Origin of the sequence: Mesorhizobium sp. M1406 (genome assembly GCF_040317555.1) — a bacterium.
Taxonomy (GTDB): domain Bacteria; phylum Pseudomonadota; class Alphaproteobacteria; order Rhizobiales; family Rhizobiaceae; genus Mesorhizobium.
Genome location: NZ_JAMYKW010000023.1, coordinates 25,938 through 49,929, shown reverse-complemented (window position 1 = coordinate 49,929; position 23,992 = coordinate 25,938). Strand labels below are relative to the sequence as shown.

27 protein-coding genes and 1 pseudogene are annotated in these 23,992 nt (G+C 62.8%); 16 read left to right on the top strand and 12 right to left on the bottom strand.

The genetic code is table 11. The annotated features are described in order from the left end of the window. Together NKH03_RS19740 and NKH03_RS19735 are read right to left on the bottom strand one after the other, a co-directional pair. Complete coding sequence (locus NKH03_RS19740) at positions 1–1,215, bottom strand: glycosyltransferase family protein (RefSeq protein WP_352969952.1); 1,215 nt, start codon at positions 1,213–1,215, stop codon at positions 1–3. Further along, the gene (locus tag NKH03_RS19735) at positions 1,212–1,721 is read right to left on the bottom strand and encodes a hypothetical protein (RefSeq protein ID WP_352969949.1); all 510 of its coding nucleotides are present in this window, start codon (positions 1,719–1,721) and stop codon (positions 1,212–1,214) included. Before NKH03_RS19735 ends, NKH03_RS19740 begins: the two co-directional genes overlap by 4 nt. 213 nt (positions 1,722–1,934) lie before the next feature. Between NKH03_RS19735 and NKH03_RS19730 the strand changes: the two are divergent. Together NKH03_RS19730 and NKH03_RS19725 are read left to right on the top strand one after the other, a co-directional pair. Further along, positions 1,935–2,105: pseudogene (locus NKH03_RS19730) on the top strand (helix-turn-helix domain-containing protein); the annotation flags it as partial. Between the two features lie 61 nt (positions 2,106–2,166). After that, on the top strand, positions 2,167–3,336 hold the full coding sequence (locus tag NKH03_RS19725; RefSeq protein WP_352969947.1) for a RelA/SpoT domain-containing protein: 1,170 nt from the start codon (positions 2,167–2,169) through the stop codon (positions 3,334–3,336). 226 nt (positions 3,337–3,562) lie between these two features. Here NKH03_RS19725 and NKH03_RS19720 read toward each other — a convergent pair whose 3' ends face one another. The 5 genes from NKH03_RS19720 to NKH03_RS19700 all read right to left on the bottom strand — a co-directional run bounded on the left by NKH03_RS19720 (position 3,563) and on the right by NKH03_RS19700 (position 6,193). Then, positions 3,563–3,958, bottom strand: coding sequence for an MAPEG family protein (locus NKH03_RS19720; RefSeq protein WP_352969945.1), 396 nt, complete (start codon positions 3,956–3,958; stop codon positions 3,563–3,565). After that, complete coding sequence (locus tag NKH03_RS19715; RefSeq protein ID WP_352969944.1) at positions 3,955–4,812, bottom strand: DUF4118 domain-containing protein; 858 nt, start codon at positions 4,810–4,812, stop codon at positions 3,955–3,957. The genes NKH03_RS19720 and NKH03_RS19715 overlap by 4 nt, the downstream gene beginning before the upstream one ends. Before the next feature lie 4 nt (positions 4,813–4,816). Beyond that, a complete protein-coding gene (locus tag NKH03_RS19710) occupies positions 4,817–5,089 on the bottom strand; it encodes a hypothetical protein (RefSeq protein WP_352863190.1) in 273 nt (90 codons plus the stop codon). A 152-nt stretch (positions 5,090–5,241) separates the two neighbouring features. After that, positions 5,242–5,628: an SET domain-containing protein gene (locus NKH03_RS19705; protein ID WP_352969942.1), complete on the bottom strand. Its 387-nt coding sequence runs from the start codon at positions 5,626–5,628 to the stop codon at positions 5,242–5,244. Between the two features lie 196 nt (positions 5,629–5,824). Further along, entirely contained in the window at positions 5,825–6,193 is a 369-nt protein-coding gene (locus NKH03_RS19700) for a YrdB family protein (protein ID WP_352863192.1), read from the bottom strand. 218 nt (positions 6,194–6,411) lie between these two features. Here NKH03_RS19700 and NKH03_RS19695 point away from each other — a divergent pair, with 218 nt between their 5' ends. From NKH03_RS19695 to NKH03_RS19660, 8 genes are all read left to right on the top strand, one after another. Then, complete coding sequence (locus NKH03_RS19695) at positions 6,412–7,665, top strand: sarcosine oxidase subunit beta (RefSeq protein WP_352878861.1); 1,254 nt, start codon at positions 6,412–6,414, stop codon at positions 7,663–7,665. Beyond that, positions 7,665–8,087 carry a hypothetical protein gene (locus NKH03_RS19690; RefSeq protein ID WP_352969940.1) on the top strand — a complete coding sequence of 141 codons (423 nt, stop codon included), beginning with the start codon at positions 7,665–7,667 and terminating at the stop codon, positions 8,085–8,087. Before NKH03_RS19695 ends, NKH03_RS19690 begins: the two co-directional genes overlap by 1 nt. An 11-nt stretch (positions 8,088–8,098) precedes the next feature. Then, the gene (locus NKH03_RS19685; RefSeq protein ID WP_352863197.1) at positions 8,099–8,410 is read left to right on the top strand and encodes a sarcosine oxidase subunit delta; all 312 of its coding nucleotides are present in this window, start codon (positions 8,099–8,101) and stop codon (positions 8,408–8,410) included. Then, a complete protein-coding gene (locus NKH03_RS19680; protein WP_352969938.1) occupies positions 8,407–11,400 on the top strand; it encodes a sarcosine oxidase subunit alpha in 2,994 nt (997 codons plus the stop codon). The genes NKH03_RS19685 and NKH03_RS19680 overlap by 4 nt, the downstream gene beginning before the upstream one ends. Next, a complete protein-coding gene (locus NKH03_RS19675; RefSeq protein ID WP_352969936.1) occupies positions 11,393–11,977 on the top strand; it encodes a sarcosine oxidase subunit gamma in 585 nt (194 codons plus the stop codon). The genes NKH03_RS19680 and NKH03_RS19675 overlap by 8 nt, the downstream gene beginning before the upstream one ends. Positions 11,978–12,036: 59 nt before the next feature. Further along, positions 12,037–12,264 carry a hypothetical protein gene (locus tag NKH03_RS19670; RefSeq protein WP_352969934.1) on the top strand — a complete coding sequence of 76 codons (228 nt, stop codon included), beginning with the start codon at positions 12,037–12,039 and terminating at the stop codon, positions 12,262–12,264. A 76-nt stretch (positions 12,265–12,340) separates the two neighbouring features. Further along, positions 12,341–13,126 carry a ThuA domain-containing protein gene (locus NKH03_RS19665; RefSeq protein ID WP_352863203.1) on the top strand — a complete coding sequence of 262 codons (786 nt, stop codon included), beginning with the start codon at positions 12,341–12,343 and terminating at the stop codon, positions 13,124–13,126. Between the two features lie 44 nt (positions 13,127–13,170). Continuing rightward, positions 13,171–14,220, top strand: a complete 1,050-nt coding sequence (locus tag NKH03_RS19660) for a Gfo/Idh/MocA family protein (RefSeq protein ID WP_352863204.1) — start codon at positions 13,171–13,173, stop codon at positions 14,218–14,220. A gap of 43 nt (positions 14,221–14,263) precedes the next feature. On the opposite strand, the gene NKH03_RS19655 is transcribed toward NKH03_RS19660, so the two are convergent. The 5 genes from NKH03_RS19655 to NKH03_RS19635 form a co-directional block, all read right to left on the bottom strand. Further along, positions 14,264–14,506, bottom strand: a complete 243-nt coding sequence (locus NKH03_RS19655; RefSeq protein WP_352969931.1) for a DUF680 domain-containing protein — start codon at positions 14,504–14,506, stop codon at positions 14,264–14,266. Positions 14,507–14,711: 205 nt separating this feature from the next. Next, positions 14,712–15,356, bottom strand: a complete 645-nt coding sequence (locus NKH03_RS19650) for a TetR/AcrR family transcriptional regulator (protein ID WP_352863207.1) — start codon at positions 15,354–15,356, stop codon at positions 14,712–14,714. Positions 15,357–15,575: 219 nt separating this feature from the next. Continuing rightward, positions 15,576–16,610 (bottom strand): phosphotransferase family protein, encoded by a 1,035-nt coding sequence (locus NKH03_RS19645; protein WP_352969930.1) that lies wholly within the window; start codon positions 16,608–16,610, stop codon positions 15,576–15,578. Next, positions 16,607–17,092, bottom strand: a complete 486-nt coding sequence (locus tag NKH03_RS19640) for a MaoC family dehydratase (protein WP_352969927.1) — start codon at positions 17,090–17,092, stop codon at positions 16,607–16,609. Before NKH03_RS19640 ends, NKH03_RS19645 begins: the two co-directional genes overlap by 4 nt. 39 nt (positions 17,093–17,131) lie before the next feature. Continuing rightward, positions 17,132–17,947, bottom strand: a complete 816-nt coding sequence (locus NKH03_RS19635; protein WP_352969925.1) for an SDR family oxidoreductase — start codon at positions 17,945–17,947, stop codon at positions 17,132–17,134. 114 nt (positions 17,948–18,061) lie between these two features. On the opposite strand from NKH03_RS19635, the gene NKH03_RS19630 reads away from it, so the two are divergent. The 6 genes from NKH03_RS19630 to NKH03_RS19605 all read left to right on the top strand — a co-directional run bounded on the left by NKH03_RS19630 (position 18,062) and on the right by NKH03_RS19605 (position 23,977). Beyond that, positions 18,062–19,303, top strand: a complete 1,242-nt coding sequence (locus NKH03_RS19630; RefSeq protein ID WP_352969923.1) for an acyl-CoA dehydrogenase family protein — start codon at positions 18,062–18,064, stop codon at positions 19,301–19,303. Between the two features lie 47 nt (positions 19,304–19,350). Further along, positions 19,351–20,388 carry a zinc-binding dehydrogenase gene (locus NKH03_RS19625; protein ID WP_352969921.1) on the top strand — a complete coding sequence of 346 codons (1,038 nt, stop codon included), beginning with the start codon at positions 19,351–19,353 and terminating at the stop codon, positions 20,386–20,388. Positions 20,389–20,606: 218 nt separating this feature from the next. Further along, positions 20,607–21,770: a glycosyltransferase family 87 protein gene (locus NKH03_RS19620; protein ID WP_352969919.1), complete on the top strand. Its 1,164-nt coding sequence runs from the start codon at positions 20,607–20,609 to the stop codon at positions 21,768–21,770. Then, entirely contained in the window at positions 21,763–22,752 is a 990-nt protein-coding gene (locus tag NKH03_RS19615; protein ID WP_352969917.1) for a glycosyltransferase family 2 protein, read from the top strand. Before NKH03_RS19620 ends, NKH03_RS19615 begins: the two co-directional genes overlap by 8 nt. Further along, positions 22,749–23,570, top strand: a complete 822-nt coding sequence (locus NKH03_RS19610; RefSeq protein ID WP_352969915.1) for a ChbG/HpnK family deacetylase — start codon at positions 22,749–22,751, stop codon at positions 23,568–23,570. Before NKH03_RS19615 ends, NKH03_RS19610 begins: the two co-directional genes overlap by 4 nt. Then, entirely contained in the window at positions 23,567–23,977 is a 411-nt protein-coding gene (locus NKH03_RS19605; RefSeq protein WP_352863220.1) for a GtrA family protein, read from the top strand. The genes NKH03_RS19610 and NKH03_RS19605 overlap by 4 nt, the downstream gene beginning before the upstream one ends. Positions 23,978–23,992: the final 15 nt, after the last annotated feature.

Genomic DNA, 23,992 nt, shown 5'->3' with positions numbered 1-23,992 from the left:
TCAGTTGATTCCTTCAATAACCGACAGGTGATGGCCGGCCCGCCGGTCGAGCAGTTCCGCGACGATTTCGGAAATATGAGGCAACCCTTCCAGCGTCAGATGCGGATTGCTCTGCGATGGGCGGGCGCGGTCCGGCAGCACCTTCAGTGCATCGGCAAACCGCTGGGAATTCTCGGCTTCTTCCGGCAAAAGCATCTCGATGAGGCCGAGTTCGGCTGCGCGCCGTGCTCGGATCAGTTGTTCCTCGCGGGGCTTGACGCGCGGCACGATCAGCGCCGGCTTGTCGAAAGACAGTATCTCGCAATAGGTGTTGTAACCGCCCATCGCCACCACCGCCTTGGCGCCGGCAATCAGGTCCTCCATGCGGTTGTCGAACTCGATGATCTTGATGTAGGGGATCTTGGACCCCTTTTTGAGCAGTTTGTTGCGCTTGCGCGCCGGCATGTAAGGTCCAAGCACGATCAGCGCCCTATGCTGCAATTGCGGGTCCTGCTGGTAGGCATCGATGACGTCGTGGATCAGTTCGGCGCCATCACCGCCGCCACCGGTGGTAACGAGGATATAGTCGCCCTCGGGCCGGTGGCCGGGCAACTCGTTCTTTTGCAGGCTCCGTTGCAGGAAGCCGACGAACTTCATCTTTGCCCTGACAGCCGGCGGCACATCCAAGCCGGTCAACGGATCATAGAAATCCGGCGGGCCATAGACCCAGACCTTGTCGTAGAACAGGCCTATCTTGCGCATCACATCCCTGCGTGCCCATTCTGCTTCGAGCAGGTGCGGCGCATCCATCACCTCGCGCAGGCCGAGCACCAGCGTTGTGCCCCGCGTCTTGAGGTAAGACAGCGTGTCCTCGATCTCACCGCGCAGGCCTAGCGGTTCCTTGTCGACGATGAAGATATCCGGCCGGAAGGTCTCGGCTGTGTGGCGGATGATCGACTGGCGCATCCTTAGCGTCTCATGCAGATCGATGTCCTTTTCCAGCGAGGTGTACTCGCCGTTGCGCAACTTGATGACGCTGGGGATCTTCACGAAGTCGACACGGGCGCGGTAGTCGAAGGCGCCAGCGATTGTCGCACCCGAAATGATAAGCACCTGAAGTCCGCGGAAATCCTCGACCAGCGAATGCGCGATAGTCCGGCAGCGCTGCAAGTGGCCGAGCCCGAACGTGTCGTGGCTGTACATGAGAATTCGAGCGTTTTCTGCGTGCTGGGTCATTGTTGAACGTCTCTTAGAATTCTCGCCTTGAGGACCGTGAGCGACGCTCCGGCTTCGAAACCATCCTGGTTTTGAAAAATGAGGCCGCGATTTTCAATCTGTATTACTTCTGTGGAATGCCTGTCGGATAGGCTTTCTGATTGCCTGAGTCCGAAACTTGATGGATTGGCGAATATCGCCTCGGCGGGAGCGGGCCGAGACTCGCTGTTCTTATTTTGGGATGGATCGAAGGGCAAAGTGGTATCCAAAAGATCGGCAGAAATCATCCCTCTTGATTCCAATAAGTTCCGGTGTCTCCGAACTCCATTGGTTTCGGAGCGGTGAAGGCGATTTCCGCTATCCCGGCCCATATAGCCAATTGATCGGTCGCCGGGCGTCGCATGGCCCATCTTGTTGTAGAACTCATTTCGCGCGCCATTGCTCTCGGTCTTGGGGGACCAAAGGTGCTGCCCATCAATCTCTTGACGGGCGGTCTGATTGTGATTCACCGACCAGAACTGAGCCATCTTTCCCCAAGCTAGCTGGAATTTCAGCAAGAATCGAGTGGATGCCAGCGCTTACAACGCACCGCCCGCGGGAGGGCGTATGCAAGACCAGTTGCTTGGCGATCGCTATGGCCTCTGGCTGTGCTCTAGATGTGAGCTTTCAGAGGGTTGTCCATTCGGATCGGACCGAGGAGACTGGAGTTACCAAGCTGCAGCACTCACCGGAGGATCCGAATGAACATCCACAAGAATGCCCGTCTCACGCCTTTGCGTCGAGAGGAGATGGCGCTTTCGGTGATAGAAGGCGCTTTTTGCCAAGCCCATGCGGCGCGCGTCTACGGCGTGTCGGCCAAGATCGTGGCGCGTTGGGTCGAGCGCTATAAGGCCGAAGGGCGCGCCGGCATGGTCGCCGCAACCCAGGAATATACCGTATGTTGTACTTCGCTTACCCAAAGGGATACGACCCATGAGATTTGATTCCCTTGCGGTAGTCCCGCCAGTACAGAATGAGGCGGATTACCTTGACTTCATGGGTCCAATGACTGAGTACCCGCGCCTTGCCTACAGCATGAGAGCCGTTCGCAAGGCAGGCGACCGGCTGGCAAAACCTATTCAGTTCGGACGAGACATCACCGCCGGCCAGTACGTGGACGCACTTGAAATCTTCTCGATCGCCAATAGCTGGCGCGACTCGCACTTTCTGCCCATGCGGAGCGTTCGGTTCTCTGTCGGTCACCACATGAGAGCCCTGCGACTGAAGGGCGACATGGCATCCCGTCCGAAGCGTATGGCATCCATTCGTCGGAAGCTTCGAGAGTCCACCACCAAATTGGACACCATGAACGACATCGGCGGTTGCCGAGCGATCATGGCCGACATCAAAGGTGTTCGCTCGCTTCTCGCATCGATGCGAGACAAGTTCCCTCATGAGATCTACTCGCGGGAATTCAACTATATCGATGAGCCGAAGCCGGACGGCTATCGAAGTCACCATATTGTTTTCCAGTACCGACCTAGGGATGCCGACACTGAGGCTTTCGAGGGACGACGCATCGAATTGCAAGTTCGGACCAAACTTCAGCACTCATGGGCGACCGCAGTTGAGGCTGTCGGGCTATTCCTGGGCCAGGATTTGAAGCACGGAAAGGGCGAGCAGGATTGGCTACGCCTTTTCCAGCTTATGTCCGCGGAATTCGCGCACGTTGAGCAGTGTCCCGATCATATCGGTGTTCCGGATCACAATGACAGGGTGCGAGAATTGCGGGATATCAACAAGCGTATAGGTGCGACCAGCATACTAGAAGACATTAAGAATCTTACCCGTTACTCAGAATATCCCGGACAGCCAGCGGAAAAATATCGATACTATTTGATCCAATATAACAAAGGTCACAGCGTGACCATACAACCATTTTTGACGCTTATGTTGGGTGCGCGGACATTGGAAGAGATAGAGCAGAAAATCGAGCTAAGGGGCATTGGTGCAAAGGCTGTCTTGGTCGAGGTTGATAAGGTCGAAAAGCTTGTTGAAATGTATCCGAATTACTTCGGAGATGTTTCCTTATTTGTTCGTGATCTGAAATCCATCTGCACGGGAAAGGTGCTATCGAATAAGTCTAGCCCCGCAACAGGGTAGCTCCGAAGCCCTACGAAAAGCCCGCTATGGTTGGCTTAAGCGTCGCTTCCCTCTGGCCCGCCCTTGTCGTGTTGGACGAGCCGAATTCCAGCCTCGATGCTGCCGGAGAGGAGACGCTGAACCGGGCGATCGTTGCGGTCAAAGGGGCCGGGTCGACGGTCGTGATCGTTGCACACAGGCCCCTTATGCCTCGGACCAGTAGGCATCGACAAATCGCCTGATTGGGTCAAGGCAACGCCGCCGCCCAGATCAGCAGCGCGATGCCTGCGACGGCGATGTTCCACACCAGCGAGCGCACCAGACAGATGCCTGCTGCATAGAGCGGCAGATAGACGATTCGGGCACCGAGATAGAGCGCGCTGCCCCAGATCGTTCGACCGTCGTGGGCATTCGCGAGGTGCGCCAGCACCACCGCCGCGATGAACAGGGGGAAGGTCTCGCCGAAATTGGCGGAAGCGCGAGAGAGACGACCGGCAACGCCCGTGAGCGGTGACTGCGGCGCGTCTCGCGCGCTAGCGGTCCAGCGGTAGCTGCGCTGGAGGCTAGCCGAATGCGATGCCAGGACAATGTGGAACAGCCCGAGAGCGCAACCCCCGGCCAGCATTGCGAGTTCGAACGTCATCGAATATCGCTGCTGGCCCGCAGCAGCTGACGGTCAAGGGCCAGGGCCAGAAAACGCCCTACGATGTCGACGACCGCGGCAGGTGCCGACGGACGTTCATCGGGGTCGAATGCGAGTCCAATGGCGGCACCCTGGCCTTCAGCTGTCACCACAGGCCAGAAGTCAAAGCGCGAGGCTAAGGCCGGGTAAACGCCAGCGGGCGAGAACAGCCCCGTGGCCAACGACGATCGCGCCGCCTCGATTTCCGCGTCCAGGGGCTCTAGGTTGCCGACTCTCTCGACGGAAATCACCTTGCTCTCCATCACGAGAACGACGACGACAGGGACTTGAAAAAGCGCTGCAAGAGCACGGGCGGTGATCGAGACGATCGCCTGCGCATTGTCAGCGGCCGCGACTTCGCGGCCGTAGCCCTGCAGCACCGTTGCCTGCCTTCTCAGGAGCGACGCATCGGCTGCACTGCGCTGGGAAGTGAATGCAACGGCACTCACGATTAGTCCGACTACAAAAAGCAGCCCGATCGCCCAGACGTTTGCCGGGTCGTCGACGATCAGTGTGTAGCGAGGCTCTGTGAGAAAGAAATTGTAGGCGAGAGCACCAAGTATTGCCGAAAAGAGGGAGGGGCCTAAGCCTAAGCTAATGGCCGCTACGATCACCGGCACCACAAACACGAGGGAGATGTTCGGGATCGCCACGCGACTGTCGACACCAACTGCCACGACCGTGGCGACGGCGGTCATTGCCAAGGAGGCAAGGTAACGCACCAGAGCCGCAGACTCTGGTGCCGAGGCCAAAAGCGAATCGGCATCCGGCAACGGCGGGATTTTCCCTCGCAGCTTCGATGTAGCACCGGCCATTGGCTCAACTCCTCCAGTTATCTGATCTGTAGATCAATCCTGGCTCGACAATCCATTCACCTGGCGAGAGCGCTTCGACATCGAACCGGCCATCTGCAAGCCGTGGCGCAAGTCCAACGTAGTGATAGTGGTCGCCGAAGGTATCTATGACCTCGGAAAAAATTGGCCGTTCAGCAAAGTGGCCGACGACCTTGCTTTCGCTGGGTCGGCCGGCGGCGGGTGCGGCGATCCTGAGAACATAGTACTCGATCGGAACGCTTCTTGCCCCGAGACGCATCGGCATATTCCTCATCAAAGGAACACAGGGAGCAGTATGCTCGCTCTGCCTCAATATTTCCACCCCATGAGCCAGGGCGGCAAGGCAGTCGCTTCAGACGATTGATGGCGGCCAAGCCGAGGCCGGCTTGCCTCGCACTCTCCAGCAGATCTCTATGCCGTCGCCAAATGCAGCCGCTCGAAATCCTCGAAGAACTCGCCGTAGTCGCAGGTGATCTCCTCGCCCTCGGCGATATCGCGGGTCGCGGTTGCCCCGCCATATTTCGAAAAATCCGTGTTTGGGTTGCCGGAATGGTTCATGAAGCGCCCATTGTCGACTTCATAGACCATGAAACCCGGCCGGTCCGGGCTCGGATAGGCATAGCGGTCCAGCAGTTCCCGGAGATGCGAGGGTGCCGCCTCGTATTTGTCCATTGGGATCAGCCGGTCGAAATCCGGATCGAGCCGCCAGATCGAAGCGCCTTTCCCGATCGGCTCGGCGGCGAACACACCGACACCCTCGATCGCGCTCGCAGCCACATAGGTTCTGATCAGCATCATGTTTGCAGGACCGATTTGGCAAGAAGACCCGTTTCGACAGGAAACGGCATCGCCAAATCGAGCGGAAAAAGCAAGACCGGCCGCCCGCCTTGCGGCTATGAACATGCGTCTTGGCCGCAAAAAGACTTCACGTGCGGTTGATCGATACGCCGTGCCTTCCTCGTCACTCGCCAAACAGGGAGGCCAGTGGGGCGAATTATCGCCGCAACAACCACGCCAGGCGATCGAGCGAGAATGCGTAGCTGATGACGATCAGCAGGGCCATGACGATGCCCGTGGTCGTTTGGCCGGCCAGGTAGAACCCAGCCGCGCCGCCGAACAGGATGACGAGTTCCAGCACCAGCCGCACCGCCCCCGGAACCGGCACAGGGGCGCGGCCCGACCGACTCGGATCATTGAGCACGGCGAAGGTTCCCCACAGCGCAGCAGCAACGAGCGGTATGGCCAACGCAGCGACCCAGCGCCACCAATCGTGTGAGAGGCGCCAGCTGGCGATACCGAGCCCGAGCAAGGCGGCAAGCTCCAGCAGGAAGCGCAACGTCAGATTCCACCAGGCATTGCCCATAATGATCCTCCAGAGCCTCGCGACAGGCAGTGTGACCGAACGGGGCCTTAGCTGCCAGAGTGCATGCGGCTTTTTCACCACGGCGCAAAACGGCAAGCGCCGTCGCAAACAGCGCAAGGGTGGAAGCGCCGTTTCGCTAGTGATACACCTCGCGCGCCGGGATCGAATGAACGCCCGGCCGTTATTCGCGAGGCCTTTTCTGGGGCGAGGTTGGGACGTTGAAGAAATATTCGGTATTCGCCATCGCCCGCGAGGCCATGCGCGGCCACAAGGGCTGGGAGGAGCAGTGGTCCTCGCCTGAACCCAAGAAGGAATACGACGTCATCATCGTCGGCGCCGGCGGTCATGGCCTGGCCACCGCCTACTATCTCGCCACGGTGCACGGCATCACCAATGTCGCGGTGCTGGAAAAGGGCTGGCTCGGCGGCGGCAACACCGGCCGCAACACCACCATCATCCGCTCCAACTATCTCTATGACGAGAGCGCCGGCATTTACGACCACGCGCTGAAGCTGTGGGATGGGCTGAGCCAGGAGCTCAACTACAACGTCATGTATTCGGCCCGCGGCGTCATGATGCTCGCCCACAACGTGCACGACGTCCAGGTGCTGAAGCGCCACGTCCACGCCAACCGGCTGAACGGCATCGACAATGAATGGATGACGCCGGAGCAGGCGAAGGAATTCTGTCCACCGCTCAACACCTCCAAGGATGCACGCTATCCGGTCGTCGGTGCGGCCTTGCAGCGGCGCGGCGGCACGGCGCGGCACGATGCGGTTGCCTGGGGCTATGCGCGCGGCGCCTCGGCGCGGGGCGTCCACATCATCCAGAATTGCGAAGTCACCGGCGTCAAGCGCGCCGCCAATGGCGCGGTCATGGGCGTCGACACGACGCGCGGCTTCATCGGCGCCAAGAAGGTCGGCGTCGTTGCCGCCGGCCATTCCTCGGTGATCATGAACATGGCCGGCGTGCGCATGCCGCTGGAGAGCTATCCGTTGCAAGCGCTGGTGTCGGAGCCGGTCAAGCCGGTGGTGCCTTGCGTCGTGATGTCGAACACGGTGCACGCCTATATCTCGCAGTCCGACAAGGGCGAGCTGGTGATCGGCGCCGGCACCGACCAGTATGTGTCCTATTCGCAGACCGGCGGCCTGCACATATTGCAGCATACGCTGGACGCCATCTGCGAGATGTTCCCGATCTTCACGCGCATGAAGATGCTGCGCTCCTGGGGCGGCATCGTCGATGTGACGCCGGACCGCTCGCCGATCCTGGCCAAGACGCCGGTGCCCGGCCTTTACGTCAATTGCGGCTGGGGCACGGGTGGCTTCAAGGCGACGCCGGGCTCGGGCCATGTCTTTGCCCACACAATCGCCAGGGACGATCCGCACCCGATCAACGCGCCCTTCACCATCGAACGCTTCCGCACCGGCCGCCTCATCGACGAGGCGGCGGCGGCGGCGGTGGCGCACTGATGATGGCGCAGATGGCTGTCGCGATGCCGCTGATGCTGGCGGGGGAACAGGGCATGTTCCATTTTCCTTCGGCGGACGAGGTGCGGCTGCAGCCGATCAGTCGCGCCGGCAACGAGGCCGGCTGGCCGTTTTCGGTCGACGACGGCACGCTGGCCTGCGTCTGGAGCGGCGGTCAGAAGGTGGTGATGTTCTTCGAGGGACGACCCGAAGGGCTCGAGGAGGACGAGACGTTCCAGCCGCGCCAAGTGATCGTCACAACCGATCCAATACAACTCACCCTCGGCAACATGGCGTCTCGCGATCTGTTTCGTCCCGCTGCAAGCGTGGAAGAGCGCATCCGGCTCGTCGCGCCGTTCGCGACGTTGGGACAGAAGCTTTGCGATCAACTGGCGGGCGCCCACGTCGGTCACGGCGAATTGTAGGAACCAGGACAATGCTTCTCATCCGCTGCCCCTATTGCGAGGAAGAGCGCCCAGAACTCGAGTTCCGCAACGCCGGCGAGGCGCACATAGCGCGCTCGGCCAACATGGCCGGCGAGAGTGACGATGATTTCGAAAAGTTCTTCTTCATCCGCTCGAACCCCAAGGGTATCATTTATGAGCGCTGGCGGCACATGCATGGCTGCGCCCGCTTCTTCAACGCCGTGCGCGACACCGTCACCGACAAGTTCGTCATGACCTACAAGGCCGGCGAGCCGAAACCGTCCAAGCTGCCCAAAAACTCCAACGAAGTGGGTGCCAAATGATCGGCGCGTTCCGCATTCCCGGCGCCGGTCGCTTCAAGCAGGCGAAGACCGCGCGGTTCAGCTTCGATGGCCAGTCCTATGCCGGCATCGAGGGCGACACGCTGGCTTCGGCGCTGCTCGCCAATGGCGTCCATCTTGTCGGCCGCTCGTTCAAGTACCATCGTCCGCGCGGCATCCTGTCGGCGGGCGCCGAGGAACCGAACGCGCTGGTCGAGATCAAGCGTGACGCGGCACGCAAGACGCCGAATGTGCGGGCTACGGTGCAGGAACTCTATGACGGGCTTGACGCGCAATCGCAGAACCGCTGGCCGTCGCTGTCCTTCGACGTCAGCGCGGTCAACGACTTTGCTTCGCCGCTGTTTTCGGCCGGGTTCTACTACAAGACCTTCATGTGGCCGAAGGCTGCATGGAAGAGCCTGTACGAACCCACGATCCGCGCCGCGGCCGGACTTGGCGTTTCGCCGGACCAGCCGGATCCGGACCATTATTCGTCGCGCTATGCGCATTGCGAGGTGCTAGTGCTGGGCGGCGGTGCCGCCGGCATCGCGGCAGCACTTGCCGCGGCCGAGACCGGCGTGCGCGTCATCCTCGCCGATGAGCAGGCCGAGTTCGGCGGCAGCCTGCGGTTCGAGAGCGGTGCGAAAATCGACGGCCAGGACGGTTTTGCCTGGGCTCAGGGTGCGGTGGCCGAGCTCGCCGCCATGGACAATGTCCGCGTGCTCTCGCGCACGACGGCGTTCGGCTATTACGCGCAGAATTTCGTCGGACTGGTCGAACGAGTCAGTGATCATCTGAAGGCTCCCGGCCACGATCTGGCGCGCGAGCGGCTGTGGCAGGTGAGGGCCAAGCGCGTGGTGCTGGCCTCCGGCGCCATCGAGCGCCACATGGTGTTCGCCGACAATGACCGGCCGGGCATCATGCTGGCGGGTGCTGCGCGCACCTATCTCAACCACTATGGCGTCGCGGTCGGCAAGAATGTCGGCGTCTACACCGCCAATGATTCCGCCTATTCAGCGGCAATCGACCTGAAGAAGGCCGGCGTCGACGTGGCGGCGATCGTCGATTTGCGCGACAATCCGACCGGACCGGTGATCGACGAGGCGAGGGCGCTCGGCATCGAGGTGAATTTCGGCCGCGCGGTGATCCGCGCGGGCGGCAAATTGCGGGTGTCGTCGATGACCGTGCAGCCGAAGAATGGCGGCGGCGAACGCACCATTCCGGTCGATGCGATCCTGATGTCGGCCGGCTGGACGCCGTCGGTGCATCTGTTCTCGCAGTCGCGCGGCAAGGTGGCTTTCAACGACGAGACCAAGCGCTTCGTGCCGGGCACCTATGCGCAGGACTGCGTCTCTGTCGGCGCCTGCAACGGCACCGACGGGCTGTCCGCGACGGTCGACGAGGCCTATGCGGCGGGCGCCAAGGCGGCCAAGGATGCGGGCGCGAAAACCGCCAAGGGTACGAAGCCGAAAGTCGATGCCTCGGAAAGCTGGTCGCGCGGCATGCTGGGTGCGGCGCCCGGAGCCGGGCCGGACACGACGGTGAAAGCCTTCGTCGACTTCCAGAACGACGTCACCGCCAAGGATATCCGCCAGGCGGTGCATGAAGGCATGCGCTCGATCGAGCACGTCAAGCGCTTCACCACCAACGGCATGGCGACCGACCAGGGCAAGACCTCCAATATGCACGGTCTAGCGATTGCCGCCGAGACACTGGGCAAGCCGATCCCCGAGGTCGGCCTGACCACGTTCCGGGCGCCCTATACGCCGGTGACCTTCGGCGCGATCGTCAGCCATGCGCGCGGTCCGCTGTTCGACCCGACGCGCAAGACTGCGATCCATCCCTGGGCAGAGGCGCAAGGCGCGGTGTTCGAGGATGTCGGCCAGTGGAAACGCGCCTGGTATTTCCCCAAGGCAGGCGAGGACATGCACGCCGCGGTCGACCGCGAATGCGTTGCGGTGCGCAAGACGGCCGGCCTGTTCGATGCCTCGACGCTGGGCAAGATCGAAGTGGTCGGTCCGGATGCGGCGAAGTTCATGGAGCTGCTCTACACCAACCCATGGGAGAAGCTGGAGCCCGGCCGCTGCCGCTACGGCATCATGCTGCGCGAGGACGGTTTCATCTATGATGACGGCGTCGTCGGCAGGCTGGCGCCGGACCGTTTCCACGTAACGACGACGACCGGCGGCGCGCCGCGCGTCATGAACCATATGGAGGACTATCTCCAGACCGAGTTCCCGCATCTCAATGTCTGGCTGACCTCGATCACCGAGCAATGGGCGGTCATCGCCGTGCAAGGGCCGAGCGCGCGGAAGATTATAGAGCCGCTGGTCGAAGGCATTGACATGTCCGATGAAGGGCTGCCGCATATGTCGGTGCGCGAAGGCAAGATCTGCGGCGTGCCGACCAGGCTGTTCCGCATGTCGTTCACCGGCGAGCGCGGCTTCGAGGTCAACGTGCCGGCCGATTACGGCCAGGCCGTCTGGGAAGCACTTTGGGCCGAAGGCCAGAAGCATGGCGCTGCCGCCTACGGCACCGAGGCCATGCACGTGCTGCGCGCCGAAAAGGGCTACATCATCGTCGGCCAGGACACCGACGGCACGGTGACGCCGAACGATGCCGGTCTCGACTGGGCGGTCGGCAAGAAGAAGACGGACTTCGTCGGCATCCGCGGCTTGACGCGGCCCGACCTTGTCGCCAAGGGCCGCAAGCAGTTGGTCGGGCTGAAAACGAAAGACCCGAAGGTGGTGCTGGAAGAAGGCGCGCAGATCGTCGAGGATCCGAAGCAGGCGATCCCGATGAAGATGATCGGCCATGTCACCTCGAGCTATTGGTCGGAAAATTGCGGCCGCTCGATCGCGCTGGCGCTGGTCGCCGGTGGCCGCGACCGCATGGGCGACACGCTCTATGTGCCGATGCCGCACGGGGTGATCGAGGTGGAGGTTGCCAGCATGGTGTTCTTCGACGAGACGGGAGGGCGCCTCAATGGCTAAGGCTGCTGCAAGAAAGACGGCATCGGCCGCATCGCCTTCGGTAGAACGCCGTCCGGCGCTGGCCGGACGCAGCACGACCTCTACCGGCGTCAAGGTCGAGGTGCTGCCGCCGGCCGAGCGCATTTCATTGCGTGCACCGGAGGCCTCGCTCGCAGCGCTTTCCAAGGCGCTCGGCGTGACCTTGCCGAAAAAGCCGAAGACGTCCGCTTCGAAGGGCGGGCGAACCGCCTTGTGGCTCGGCCCCGACGAATGGCTGGTCATCGATGAGGCGGGCAAGGATCCGCTGGCCGATTGTGCCGGGGTTTCCGCCTTGCACTCGGCGGTCGGCATCTCGCATCGCAACGTCGCTATCACCGTGACGGGGACCGGGGCGGCGGCGACGATCAATGCGGGCTGTCCGCAGGACCTGTCGCTTGATGCCTTCCCGGTTGGATCGGCGTCGCGAACCATCCTCGGCAAGACCGAGATCGTGCTGCTGCGCATGGCGCCGGACGCCTTCAGGGTTGAATGCTGGCGTTCCTTCTCGGACTATGTCTTTACTTTTCTGTCCGAGGGCTCGCGCGACGCAGCGGTCTAAACCCGGAACGTTTTGCAGGGCAGGCTCGTTCTGCATCCTCACGCCGAGGGAGAATGCCGATGCCGACGAATCCCGCGCCGAAGTCAGCCAGGAAAACCGCGGCCGTCCGCTCGCTCGAACATGAGCGGCAAGAAGCGCCGAGCGCCGAAGAGGAACTCGAGGAAGGCCTCGAGGACACGTTCCCGGCCAGCGATCCTATATCGATCACCAGCACGGCCATTCCAGGCTCTCCCGCAAGACCGGGCAAGCCCAAGACCGTTGCCGGGCGCAAGAGGCGCAAGACGTAATTTCCATCGGGCCAGATCGAACCGGACCTTCTCAATCCCATTGGACATGCTATTTAAAGCGCTTTGGGAGATGAAAATGCCGACAAAAGCAATCGTCTGGGGCGAGAACGTCCACGAGCAGACCAACGCCGCCGTGCGCGACCTCTATCCCTTGGGGATGCATGGCACCATCGCCGCTGCGCTGAACCGAGACAAGGGCATCGAGGCGACCACCGCCACCTTGCAGGAGCCCGAACATGGCTTGAGCGAGAAACGCCTGGCGGCCACCGATGTTCTGTTGTGGTGGGGCCATGCGGCGCATGGCGAGGTCAAGGACGAGATCGTCGAGCGGGTGCAGAAGCGTGTGTGGGAAGGCATGGGGCTGATCGTGCTCCATTCCGGCCACTACTCGAAGATCTTCAAGCGGCTGATGGGCACGCCCTGCTCGCTGAAATGGCGCGAGGCGGGCGAGCGCGAGCGCGTCTGGGCGATCAACCGCGGCCACCCGATCGCGCAAGGCATAGGCGAGTGCCTCGAGATCGGCGAGACGGAAATGTATGGCGAACCGTTCGCGGTGCCGGAGCCGCTCGAGACGGTGTTCGTCTCCTGGTACGAGGGCGGCGAGGTGTTCCGGTCCGGGCTGACCTATCAGCGCGGCGCCGGCAGGATCTTCTACTTCTCGCCCGGCCACGAGACCTATCCGATCTATCACAATGAGGGCGTGCAGCAGGTGCTGCGCAATGCGGTGCACTGGGCGCACAACCCTGCGCCGGCATGGTCCGGCATCACCAATGCGCCGAACGTGCCGACGGATGCGGCAAAGGAGAAGATCGTCCAGAAGGGCCTGCGTCTGCATGCCGATGGCGACAAGGGCCTTAGTTGAGGCCTGAGTTGATTGGGGCGTGAGGGGGTTGGGGGCCTGAACTGATGCATCGAATTCTCTTGCTCGGCACAGGCGGCATCGCCGGGCATCATGTCGAGGAGTTCGCCGGGATTCCGGGCTGCGGCATCGTCGCTTGCGTCGACCAGGTGCCCGGCCGCGCGGCCGCGTTTGCCGCCGCCAGCAAGATCGGCGATTTCTTCGAGAGTCTGGAAGCGGCGGTCGCCTGGGGCCAGTTCGATGCCGCCATCAACGCGACGCCGGATGGTGCGCATATGGCGACGACGCTTGCGCTGCTTGCCGAGGGCAAGCATGTGTTTTGCGAAAAGCCGCTGGCACCGAACCACGCCGATGCGCTGGCAATGACCGAAGCGGCCGAGGCAGCCGGGGTGGTCAACATGGTCAACCTGACCTATCGCAACTCACCGGCGATCCAGGAAGCACGGCGCATGGTGCAGGCCGGCGAGATCGGCGAGTTGCGCCATGTCGAGGCGAGCTACCGGCAGAGCTGGCTGGTCAGCAAATCATGGGGCGACTGGCGGGTCGAGGACAAATGGCTGTGGCGCCTGTCGAGCCGGCATGGCTCGACAGGCGTGCTCGGCGATGTCGGTATTCATATCCTGGATTTCGCCACCTATGGCGCCGACCAGGATATCGTCAGTCTGCATGCCGACCTGGTGACGTTTCCGAAGGCCGAGGGTGAGCGCATCGGCGACTATGTGCTGGATGCCAATGACAGCGTCGCGATGACGGCGCGGCTCAGCTCCGGTGCGCTCGCCACGATCGTGGCGAGCCGCTACACGACCGGTCATGCCAACGATCTGTCGCTGGCCCTGCACGGCATCAAGGGCGCTATCAAGGTCGAGACCGACGGCAAGGTATCGAACCTGTCCGCCTGCCTGGGTGGGGATGTCGATCTTCAGCGCTGGCAAACGCTGGCGCTGCCCGATGTCAAACGCAACGCCAGGCGCTTTGCCGATGCACTGGATGCTGGCCGGAATGGCGATCCATCGTTCCGGCGCGCCGCCGATATGCAGAAGCTGATCGACGCCGCCTTCGAGAGTTCAGCGGCAAGGTTGCCGGTATCGATCGCCTGAAGCTGGCCGGCTTGTGCCGGCCAGAAGTGATTTCCCGCAAATATCAGAACGAGCTCGGCACGATCCACGGATTGATGCTGATGCCGAGCCGCGGGCCTTCAGCGGTGTTTTCCGTGGTGCCCTTCTTCTCGACCGAGCCGGTCGAGGCGCAATCGAGCTTCACGTTGGTCTTCGTGTCTACGCAGGTCGCGGCGGACGCATGCTTGACCGGGTGGGTGGCGCTGGCGGCGAAGGCCGAGCCCGAAAGTGCCAGCACGGCGGCGAGGGTGAGGAGTGTCTTTTTCATAGTCAGTCTCCGTTTTCTGAGGTCGAATTCAATTCGTACCTTACGGTGAACTTCTTTCGTACATGTACGATGCACTGTACAGATACGCCCGTCGATCCCGAAGTTCAAGGCGAAACCGTACGCGTACGATAAATTTTTTGTTAACCAAGAAATTCACCCCGCTTTGGCTGGCGGAGAGAAATATGGAAACGAAAGGTACTGACGTTCAGCGGTTGACCGGTGTCCCGGTCAGCGGTGGCACATTTTGCGTGCTGAGCGTGGCAAGCGTGAAATCGCACATCCGCTTCACGAAAGCCTGCGGATCGCCGAAGGGGTAGAACGGAAAGGTGATGAGCAGCGAGATCGTGCCATGGCCGACCGCCCACAGCATGGTGGCGATGGCGCGTGGATCGCCCTGCAACTTGCCGGCGGCGACGCAGGCCTCGACCCTGCTGATCAGCGCGTTCATCGCCGGGTTGCTCTCTTCCATGTCCTCGTAGCTCCTGCCTTCCGGCAGCTTGGTCTTCTCGGTCATGAACACCGTGCGGTATTCGTTCGGATTGCCGAGCCCGAAGGCGGCATATTCCGTCATGACCGCCTGCAACGCCTCGATCGGATCGTCGGACGAATGCTCCTCGATGCGTCGGGCAAGCGTCTCGAACGCATCTTCCGCCAGCGCAAACAGGATGTCCTGTTTGTCGGCGAAGTAGGAATAGACCGACATCGGGGCATAGCCGACCCGCTTGGCCAATTTGCGGATGGTCAGGCCTTCATAGCCTTCTTCCTGGACGAGCTTGTGCGCGGCCTCGACCAGTTCGGAGCGCAGTTCGGCCTTTTGTTTCTCGCGGCGTGTCTGGACGCTCGGCGGCAAGATCTGGTGCCTTTGGTTGGGTTGGTGCCTGGCTAAATTATATACGCTGTACGGAAACGGACAAGGGCATGGGAAGTTCCCCAAACGACAAGCTCCAGATGGCGCCGGCGCTGGTCGATGTCCGACAGCACCTCAGTGGCAAAGCCTTTCGCGGCGCCCGGCCAAGCCCGCCGGCGGCATCCGCGATCAGCAATGGTGCTCCGTCGAAGCGGCCCATCATCACGCCTCCTTGTCGATCAGTTTGGCGGCGAGATGCGAAAGCAGTTTTACCGCCTCGCCATAGGTTCTAGCCTTTTCCGGATTGGAGGCGTTGCCGTCCAGCGCCCGCTTGAAGACGCCCTGGCAGATCGCAGCCAGCCGGAAGAAGGAGAAAGCGAGGAAGAAGGTCCAGTTGCCGATGCCGGCGAGCCCGCGCCGCCGGCAGTAGCTGGCGACGTAGTCCTGCTCGGAAGGCAGGCCGAGTGCGGGACGGTCGATGCCGCCCAGCCCGCGAAAGCCCGACGCATGCGGCAGACGCCATTGCATGCATTGGTAGGCGATGTCGGCAAAGGGATGGCCTGATGTCGACAGTTCCCAGTCGAGCACAGCCAGAACCTTTGGCCGGTCCGGCGCGAAGATCAGATTGTCCAGCCGGTAGTCGCCATGCACCAGCGAGACGCGGCCGTCATCCGCCGGCATATGGGTTTCCAGCCAGGCGATCAGCCGGTCCATGTCGGCGACGGTGCCGGTTTCCGAGGCGCGGTACTGGCTGGTCCAGCGCGCCAGCTGGCGCTCGAAATAATTGCCCGGCCGGCCGAAATCGCCGAGACCCACGGTGCCGACGTCGACATCATGTAGCGCGGCGAGGGTATCGTTCATGGCATCGTAGATGGCGGCGCGTTCATCGTTATCGCGAGCCTCCGGCAGCGCCGGATCCCAGAAAATGCGGCCGTCGACGAAATCCATCACGTAGAACATACGTCCGATCGGCGAGTCCTCCGACGAGAGATGCAGCATCTCCGGCACAGCCACGGCGGTGCCGGCAAGCGCCTTCATCACCCTGAATTCGCGGTCGACCTGATGCGCCGATTTCAGCAGCTGGCCCGGCGGCTTGGCACGCAGCACGTAACGGCCGCTTGCCGCCGTCAGCAGATAGGTCGGGTTCGATTGGCCGGATTTGAACTTTTCGATTGCGGCAAGCCCGGAAAAGCCCGGTATGTTGGCCTCGAGGTAAGGCGCGAGCGCCGCCTGGTCGAGGACGTTCGGATCGTTCATGCCGTCTCTGGCTGACGTTCGATCAAGGTCAGCGTCAGCCAACGCGCGGTCAGCGCCGGTTTCTTCGAGCCTTCGATCTCGATCGTCACGTCGTGCGACGTCTGCACCCAGCCCGACGGCCTGACCTTGACGTCGGCCAGCACGAAACGGGTGCGAATGCGCGCGCCGGTCTTCACCGGCGCCAGGAAACGTAGCGAATCGAAGCCGTGGTTGACGCCCATCTTGCTGTTTTCCAGCGGCGGCATTGTCTCGAAGGTCATTGCCGACAACAGCGACAGCGACAGGAAGCCGTGCGCGATGGTGCCGCCGAACGGAGTCTCGCGCATGGCCCGCTCCGGGTCGCAGTGGATGAACTGGTGGTCGTCGGTGGCGTCGGCGAACTGGTCGATCATGCGTTGCGTGACCACCCGCCACGGCGACACGCCAACCTCCTTGCCGATATTGGCCAGAAGCACATCGAGACTGATCGGTTCCAAACTCATGTCCTCCAGTTCACCTCCGGCTTCTGTGGCCGGAAAATGTCATTCCTTGAACAGTGTCAGCCCATGCTGCACCGACTGCCCGCCGTCGATCGGCAGGATGGCGCCGGTGACATAGCTGCCGGCACGGCTGCACAAATAGAGCGTTGCGCCGGCAATGTCATCCGGTGCGCCGATACGGCCGATCGGAACATGATTGCCGACATGTCTGGCCTGTTCGTCCGTGCCGGTGGCGAACGCCGTCATGCGGCTCTGGAACGGCCCGGGGGCGAAAGCGTTGACGGTGATGCGTCGGGCGGCGAACTCCAGCGCCAGGGTGCGTGTCAAATGGTGAACCGCGGCCTTCGAGGCCGTGTAGGAATAGGCGTCGTCGGCCAGCGGCTGCGTGCCCATCACCGAACCGAGGTTGATGACCCTGGCCGGGTCGGCGTCGCTGGCGGCGGCATCGAGCAGCGGCAGCAATTCACGCGTCAGATGGAAGACCGCGGTGACATTGACGCCGAGCACCTTGGCCCAAGCCGAATAGGGAAAGCTCTCCAGCGGCGCACCCCAGGAAACGCCGGCATTGTTGACCAGGATGTTCAGGCGATCGGTCCGCGCCTTGACCTCGGCGACGAGCGCGGCAATGCCGGCCTCGCTGGAGACATCGCCGGCGAAGCCTTCCGCCCGGCCCGAGGCGCCAAGACCGTTCAGTTCTTCGGCGACCTTGATGCAGTCCTCGCCCTTGCGCGAAGCGATCATCACGCTGGCGCCGGCCCGCACCAGCGCGGTCGCCGCCATGCGGCCGATGCCGGTCGCGGCACCCGTGACCAGCGCGATCTTGCCGGTCACCGAAAACAGCTCGTCCAGATAGCTCATCACAATCCTCCGCGCTCGGCATGCGGGCAAACAGTTCGCGTTGACAAGGCTATCCGAAGTACGGTCATCCTTGCCACTGACAAATGCCTGGCATGCATGAAGGGTTAGCGACCGATGACGGACATGAATCTCGGCATGACCGAGCGGCTGAAGCCGATCCACGCGCGCGTCGCGGCCATGGTGCGCGAGGAGATCATGCCGCTTGACAAGGAGTTTCTCGGCGAAGTGGGCAAGGAAGGCGACCGCTGGGTCTATACGGCGCGCCAGAGCGAGATCCTCGAAGGGCTGAAGAAGACCGCAAGAGAGCGCGGCCTGTGGAATTTCTGGCTGACCGGCTCGGAGCGCGGTTACGGCCTTTCCACGGTCGAATACGCCTATCTGGCGGAGGAGATGGGCAAGGCGCATCTCGGCGCGGAAACCTTCAACTGCTCGGCGCCCGACACCGGCAATATGGAGGTGCTGGAGCGTTACGGCGCGGCGGACCACAAGAAGGCGTGGCTTGAGCCGCTGCTCGACGGCGAGATCCGCTCGGCCTATCTGATGACCGAGCCGGATGTCGCCTCGTCCGACGCCACTAACATCGCCATGCGCTGCGAGCGGCACGGCGACGACTATGTGCTCAACGGCGAGAAATGGTGGGCGTCCGGCGCCGGCGATCCGCGCTGCGCGATCTACATCGTCATGGTCCGGACCGGCGATGACAGCGAGCCGCGGCATCGCCGCCATTCGATGATCCTGGTGCCATCGGGCACAAAGGGCGTGACCAAGGTCCGCGCCATGCAGGTCTATGGCGACGACGACGCGCCGCATGGCCATATGCATCTTCGCTTCGACAATGTGCGGGTGCCGGCATCGAACCTGATCCTTGGCGAGGGCAGGGGTTTCGAGATCGCGCAGGGGCGGCTCGGCCCTGGCCGCATCCATCACTGCATGCGCGCCATCGGCCAGGCCGAGATGGCGCTGGAAATGCTGTGCCAGCGTTCGGTGCGCCGCGAGGCCTTCGGCCAGCCCCTGGCAAGGCTCGGTGCCAATTTCGACATCATCGCGGAATGCCGCATGGAGATCGAGATGGCCCGCCTGCTCTGCCTCAAGGCGGCCTGGATGATCGACCAGGGCGATGCGCGGGCCGCGGCTCCCTGGATCAGCCAGATCAAGGTGGTGGCGCCTCGCGTCGCTCTCAAGGTCACCGACGAGGCGGTGCAGATGTGCGGCGCGCAAGGCATCAGCCAGGACACGCCGCTGGCGCGGTCGTGGACGCATCTGCGGACATTGCGCCTTGCCGACGGGCCTGATGCCGTGCATCGCCGGCAGGTGGCGCGGACGGAGCTGAAGAAATACACGCAGGAAAAGGTCTGAACGCCGGCATCGTCATCCGGCAAGCCGACAGGTCAAGGAGTGTTGCGATGACCGTCCCCTCCGAAATGAAGGCGCTGCTGCTGGTCGGCGATGGCTACACCAGGACGCCCAGCGGCAGTATGCTGGAGGCGATGGAGCCCTATCTCGAGCCGGGCAGCATCGCGGTGCCGACACCCGGACCGACGCAGGTGCTGATCAAGGTCAGCCTCGCCTCGATCAATCCGTCCGATGTCGCCTTCATCAAGGGCCAGTATGGCCAGCCGCGCGCCAAGGGCCAGCCGGCCGGCTTCGAGGGTGTCGGCACCGTCGTCGCCAGCTGTGACGAGCCCTATCCCAAAAGCCTGATCGGCAAGCGCGTCGCCTTTACCACCGGTGTCACCACCTGGGGCTCATGGGCCGACTATGCCGTCGCCGAGGCGGCGGTCTGCATCCCGCTGCTCGACACCGTCCGCGACGAGGACGGCGCGGCGATGATCGTCAACCCGCTCACCGCGCTCGCTATGTTCGACATCGTCAAACAGGAAGGCGAAAAGGCCTTCGTCATGACCGCCGGCGCCAGCCAGCTCTGCAAGCTGATCATCGGGCTGGCCAGGGAAGAGGGTTTCCGACCGATCGTCACCGTGCGCCGCGACGACCAGATCGCTTCGCTGAAAGAACTTGGCGCGGCGCATGTCCTCAACGAAAAGGCGCCGGATTTTAAGACGTCGTTGCGCGAGGTGATGAAGGCCGAACAGCCGCGCATCTTCCTCGACGCGGTGACCGGGCCGCTGGCCTCCGCCATCTTCGACGCCATGCCGAAGCGTTCGCGCTGGATCATCTATGGGCGGCTCGATCCCGAAGCCACTGTTATCCGCGAACCTGGCCAGCTGATCTTCCAGCATAAGCATATCGAAGGTTTTTGGCTGAGCGAGTGGATGCGCCAGTTCCGCGATCGCCGCGGCTCGGCGATCCTGGAAGCGCAGAAGCGTTTTTCCGACGGGCGCTGGTCGACCGACGTGACGGCGGTGGTGCCGCTCGCCGAGGCGATGTCGCGGCTGCCGGAGGAACTGGCCAGGCCCAATGGCAAGGTGTTCATTCGGCCTTAGCTCCATTCGAAAGACGCGAGAAGCTTGGACATGAAGCCTTCAGAGGGCTTTCGACGGCCGCAAGGATGTCGGTATCTGGCCGCCGCCCGGATCGTCAGGCGGCTATCCGTGTCTTTCAGCCCCCTATGCCACGCCGCTTTGTCCGTGATATGCCGCCGCCATCGAATGCCGGGACAGTGCTGGACTGGGCCTGATCCGGGATAGTGTGGGGTGATTTGATGACGATATCCAAGCCGGTCTTCGACCGTTTGGGGTTCAGCCTCTGGGTCGGAACATTTCTGGTCGTTCTCGCCATGGTCCTGTGGTCACCCCACACGCGGACGGTATGGCAGGCCTATCTGGACGGCAGCGAGGCCCTTCTGGCCGGTCTGCCGCTCTACGACACCCAGTCCGAGATGGGGTATCTCTACGCGCCGGCCTTTGCCGCGCTCTATATTCCGATAGTCAAACTCGGTTCGCATTTGGGCGGCGTGGTGTGGCACACGCTTGGCTTTGCCGTGCTGACTTACGCCGCGATGCGGCAGGTGCGCAAGCTCGGCGGCGGCGAACTGACGTGGCTGCTTTCTTTCGGTCTTTTCCTCGCTTTGCCGATGGCGGCGGGGGCGATCCGTAATGGCCAGGCGACAATCCTGCTCACCGGGGCCTGCTGGCTTCTCACCCTGTCGGCGCTTGACGGGCGGCGCGCGGAGACCTTCTTCTGGGCTTCGCTTGCCGTCATCGCCAAGCCGACCGCGATCATCATGCTGTTGTTGGTGGGAGCCCTTCGGCTCCGTTTGATACCGGTGCTGGCGCTGGCGGTGCTGTTCGTGCTCGCGCTGCCCTACGCTTTCGCTCCCGCCGGCTACCTCAACGATCAGTATCGTGTCTTCGCCCAGATGCTGACTTCGATGGCCATCGACAACACCAGCCATTTCATACCCTCCGATTTCACGGCGCCGTTCACCAGGATAGGGCTGCCGATTCCGGAATTCGGTGCAACGGTCATACGCATGGTCATGGCCCTGTTTACGCTTTCGGCTGTCATCTGGTTCGACCGCAAGCTTGAACGCGGACCGGCGGGGTTGGCGATCTTCCTGACGGCCACCTTCTACATGTGCGTCTTCAACCCGCGCGTCGAGCCCAACACCTATGCGATGATCGCGGTGCCCGCCGGTCTCGCTATCGCCCTGTTGTGGCGCGAAGAACGCGGTGGCATTCTGGCCTCGGTGTTGTCGACGGTGCTGTTCGCGGCCGGACTGACCGGCGTCGATCGCCATGTGCACGATTTCCTCTACCCCTGGTTTCGGCCGATCGCGGTTACGTTCATCGCGGGTTCGCTGATCTGGTGGTTCTGGGCCAGTGCGCGGGTAAAGGTGGTGAATGCAGGGGTCGCAAATGGCTGAGTTGCGGTCGACACTCGACATCGTGGCGCCGTTCTTCAACGAGGCGCCATCGGCATCGGCCTTCGCACGCCTGCTCGGCGAGCTCGAAGCGGCCGTGGCACAGCGCTTCGGCATGACCGTGCACAAGATCCTGGTTGATGACGGCAGCCGTGACGATGGCGCTGGGCGGTTTTCGCACGCGCTGACGGGGTCGTGGGAGCTCGTTCGCCTCAGCCGCAATTTCGGCAAGGAGGTCGCTGTGCTCGCCGGCCTCGATCGGTCGCGCGGCGACATGGTGCTGATCATGGACGCCGACCTCCAGCATTCCCTGGACATCAGCCTGAAGCTGATCAGCGAGCTGGTGGAACATCCTGATGTCGATGTCGTCTATGCGCAGAACGACCGCCGCGAGGCGAGCTGGCGGCGCAGCCAGCTGGCCCGGCTTTTCTACAGCCTGATCAACAGCAGCCAGCGTTTCGACATTCCTGAAAATGCCGGCGACTTCCGCGTCATGCGCGCTGCCGTGGCGCGCGCGCTGACCAGCTTGCGCGACAAGCGACGCTTCAACAAGGGCCTGTTTGCCTGGGCGGGCTTCCGCCAAAAGGCGTTGCCCTATTCGCCGGAGGGCCGCGCCGGCGGCACGTCGAAATGGAGCCGGCTCAACCTGATCGCCTTCTCGCTCGAAGGTTTCACCTCGTTCTCCGTCATACCGCTGCGCCTGATCAGCCTCAGCGGGCTGCTCGCGGCGTTGGGCGGCGCGGTCTATGGCGCCAAAGTGTTCTTCGAGGTGATTTTCTACGGCATTGCCGTTCCCGGCTACCCCAGCCTTCTGGTCGCTGTCGTGCTGCTCGGCGGCCTCAACCTGACCTTGCTTGGCCTGATCGGCGAATATGTCTGGGTCACGCTCAGCGAGAGCAAGGACCGGCCGGTCTATCTCGTGCGCGATGTCGTGCGCAGCGAGATCTCCGCCGATAGGCCGGAGCAGGGCGTTCGCGACAGATGACGCGCCGCATCCGCCTGATCGCCGACGACTACGGCCTGGCGCCCGGCGTCTCCGCCGGGATTCTCGACCTTCTCGATCGCGGGCGGCTGACCGGAACCAGCTGCATGACTGGGTTTCCGGAATGGGAAGCGGAGGCGGCGCGCATAAAACCTCTGCGTGGCCATGTCGCGGTCGGGCTGCATCTCACCTTGACCGACCAGCCTGCGATCACCGGCCGGTCGAGCCTGGCGCCGGAAGGCCGGCTGCCGCCACTTCGCTCGTTGGCATTGCCTGTCCTGCGCGGCCACATTGCCGAGCGCGATGTCCATGCCGAGCTCGACGCCCAATACAGCCGCTTCATCGAGGCGCTGGGGCGCCGCCCCGATTTCGTCGACGGGCATCAGCATGTGCATTTCCTTCCCGTCGTGCGCACATGGCTGCGCGCGCGCCTTGGCGAAGGCAGCGACAGGCCGGCGCTGCGCGGCGCTCCGGCACTGACCGGCCAATTCGCCTCGGCGCCGAAAGTCGCGGCGATCGCGGCGCTCGCTGCCGGCTTCAATCGGTCGATGCAGCGCGCCGGCTTCACCCTTTTTAAGCCGCTCACCGGCATCTATGACTGGCGGCAACCCGAAAAATTCGCTTCCGTTCTGCAAGCCGCCGTCGAGGCATTGCCGGAACGAGGGCTGTTCATGTGCCATCCCGGCCATGTCGACGCGACGCTGTGCGCGCGCGACACGATGCAAGGCGTGCGCGAGGTCGAATTCGCGGCCCTGGCGTCGGATGCGTTCGGCGCCAGCCTGGCCCGCGCCGGTGTCGCAATCATGGATGGCAAGGGATGAGCGACGCCGAGCGGCCCCAGCGTTCGACCGGCAACAAGATCGTCCGCTTTGCCATTGTCGGACTTGCGAACACGGCCATCGACCTTGCCAGCTTCTTCCTGCTGCTCAAGCTCGGAGTTTCGCCGCTGCCGGCCAACATCGCCGCGTGGTTCATCGCCGTCACCTTCTCTTTCGCGGCGAACGGTTTCTGGTCGTTCGAGCGCAATCGAGCCATCCGGCTGCATGACGCATTCCTTCGCTTCGCCTCGCTGGGGGGACTGATCTCGCTCGGCGTCTCAAGCCTTTCGATCGCGCTGTTCGCAACGACTGTCGGAGTTTGGCCGGCCAAGATCGGCGGTGTCGTCGTGGCGGCGGTGCTGAATTTCCTTGCCGCGCGCTGGTCGATCGAAGGCCGGTTGCTGAAATAGCGGCGGAACCGCCCT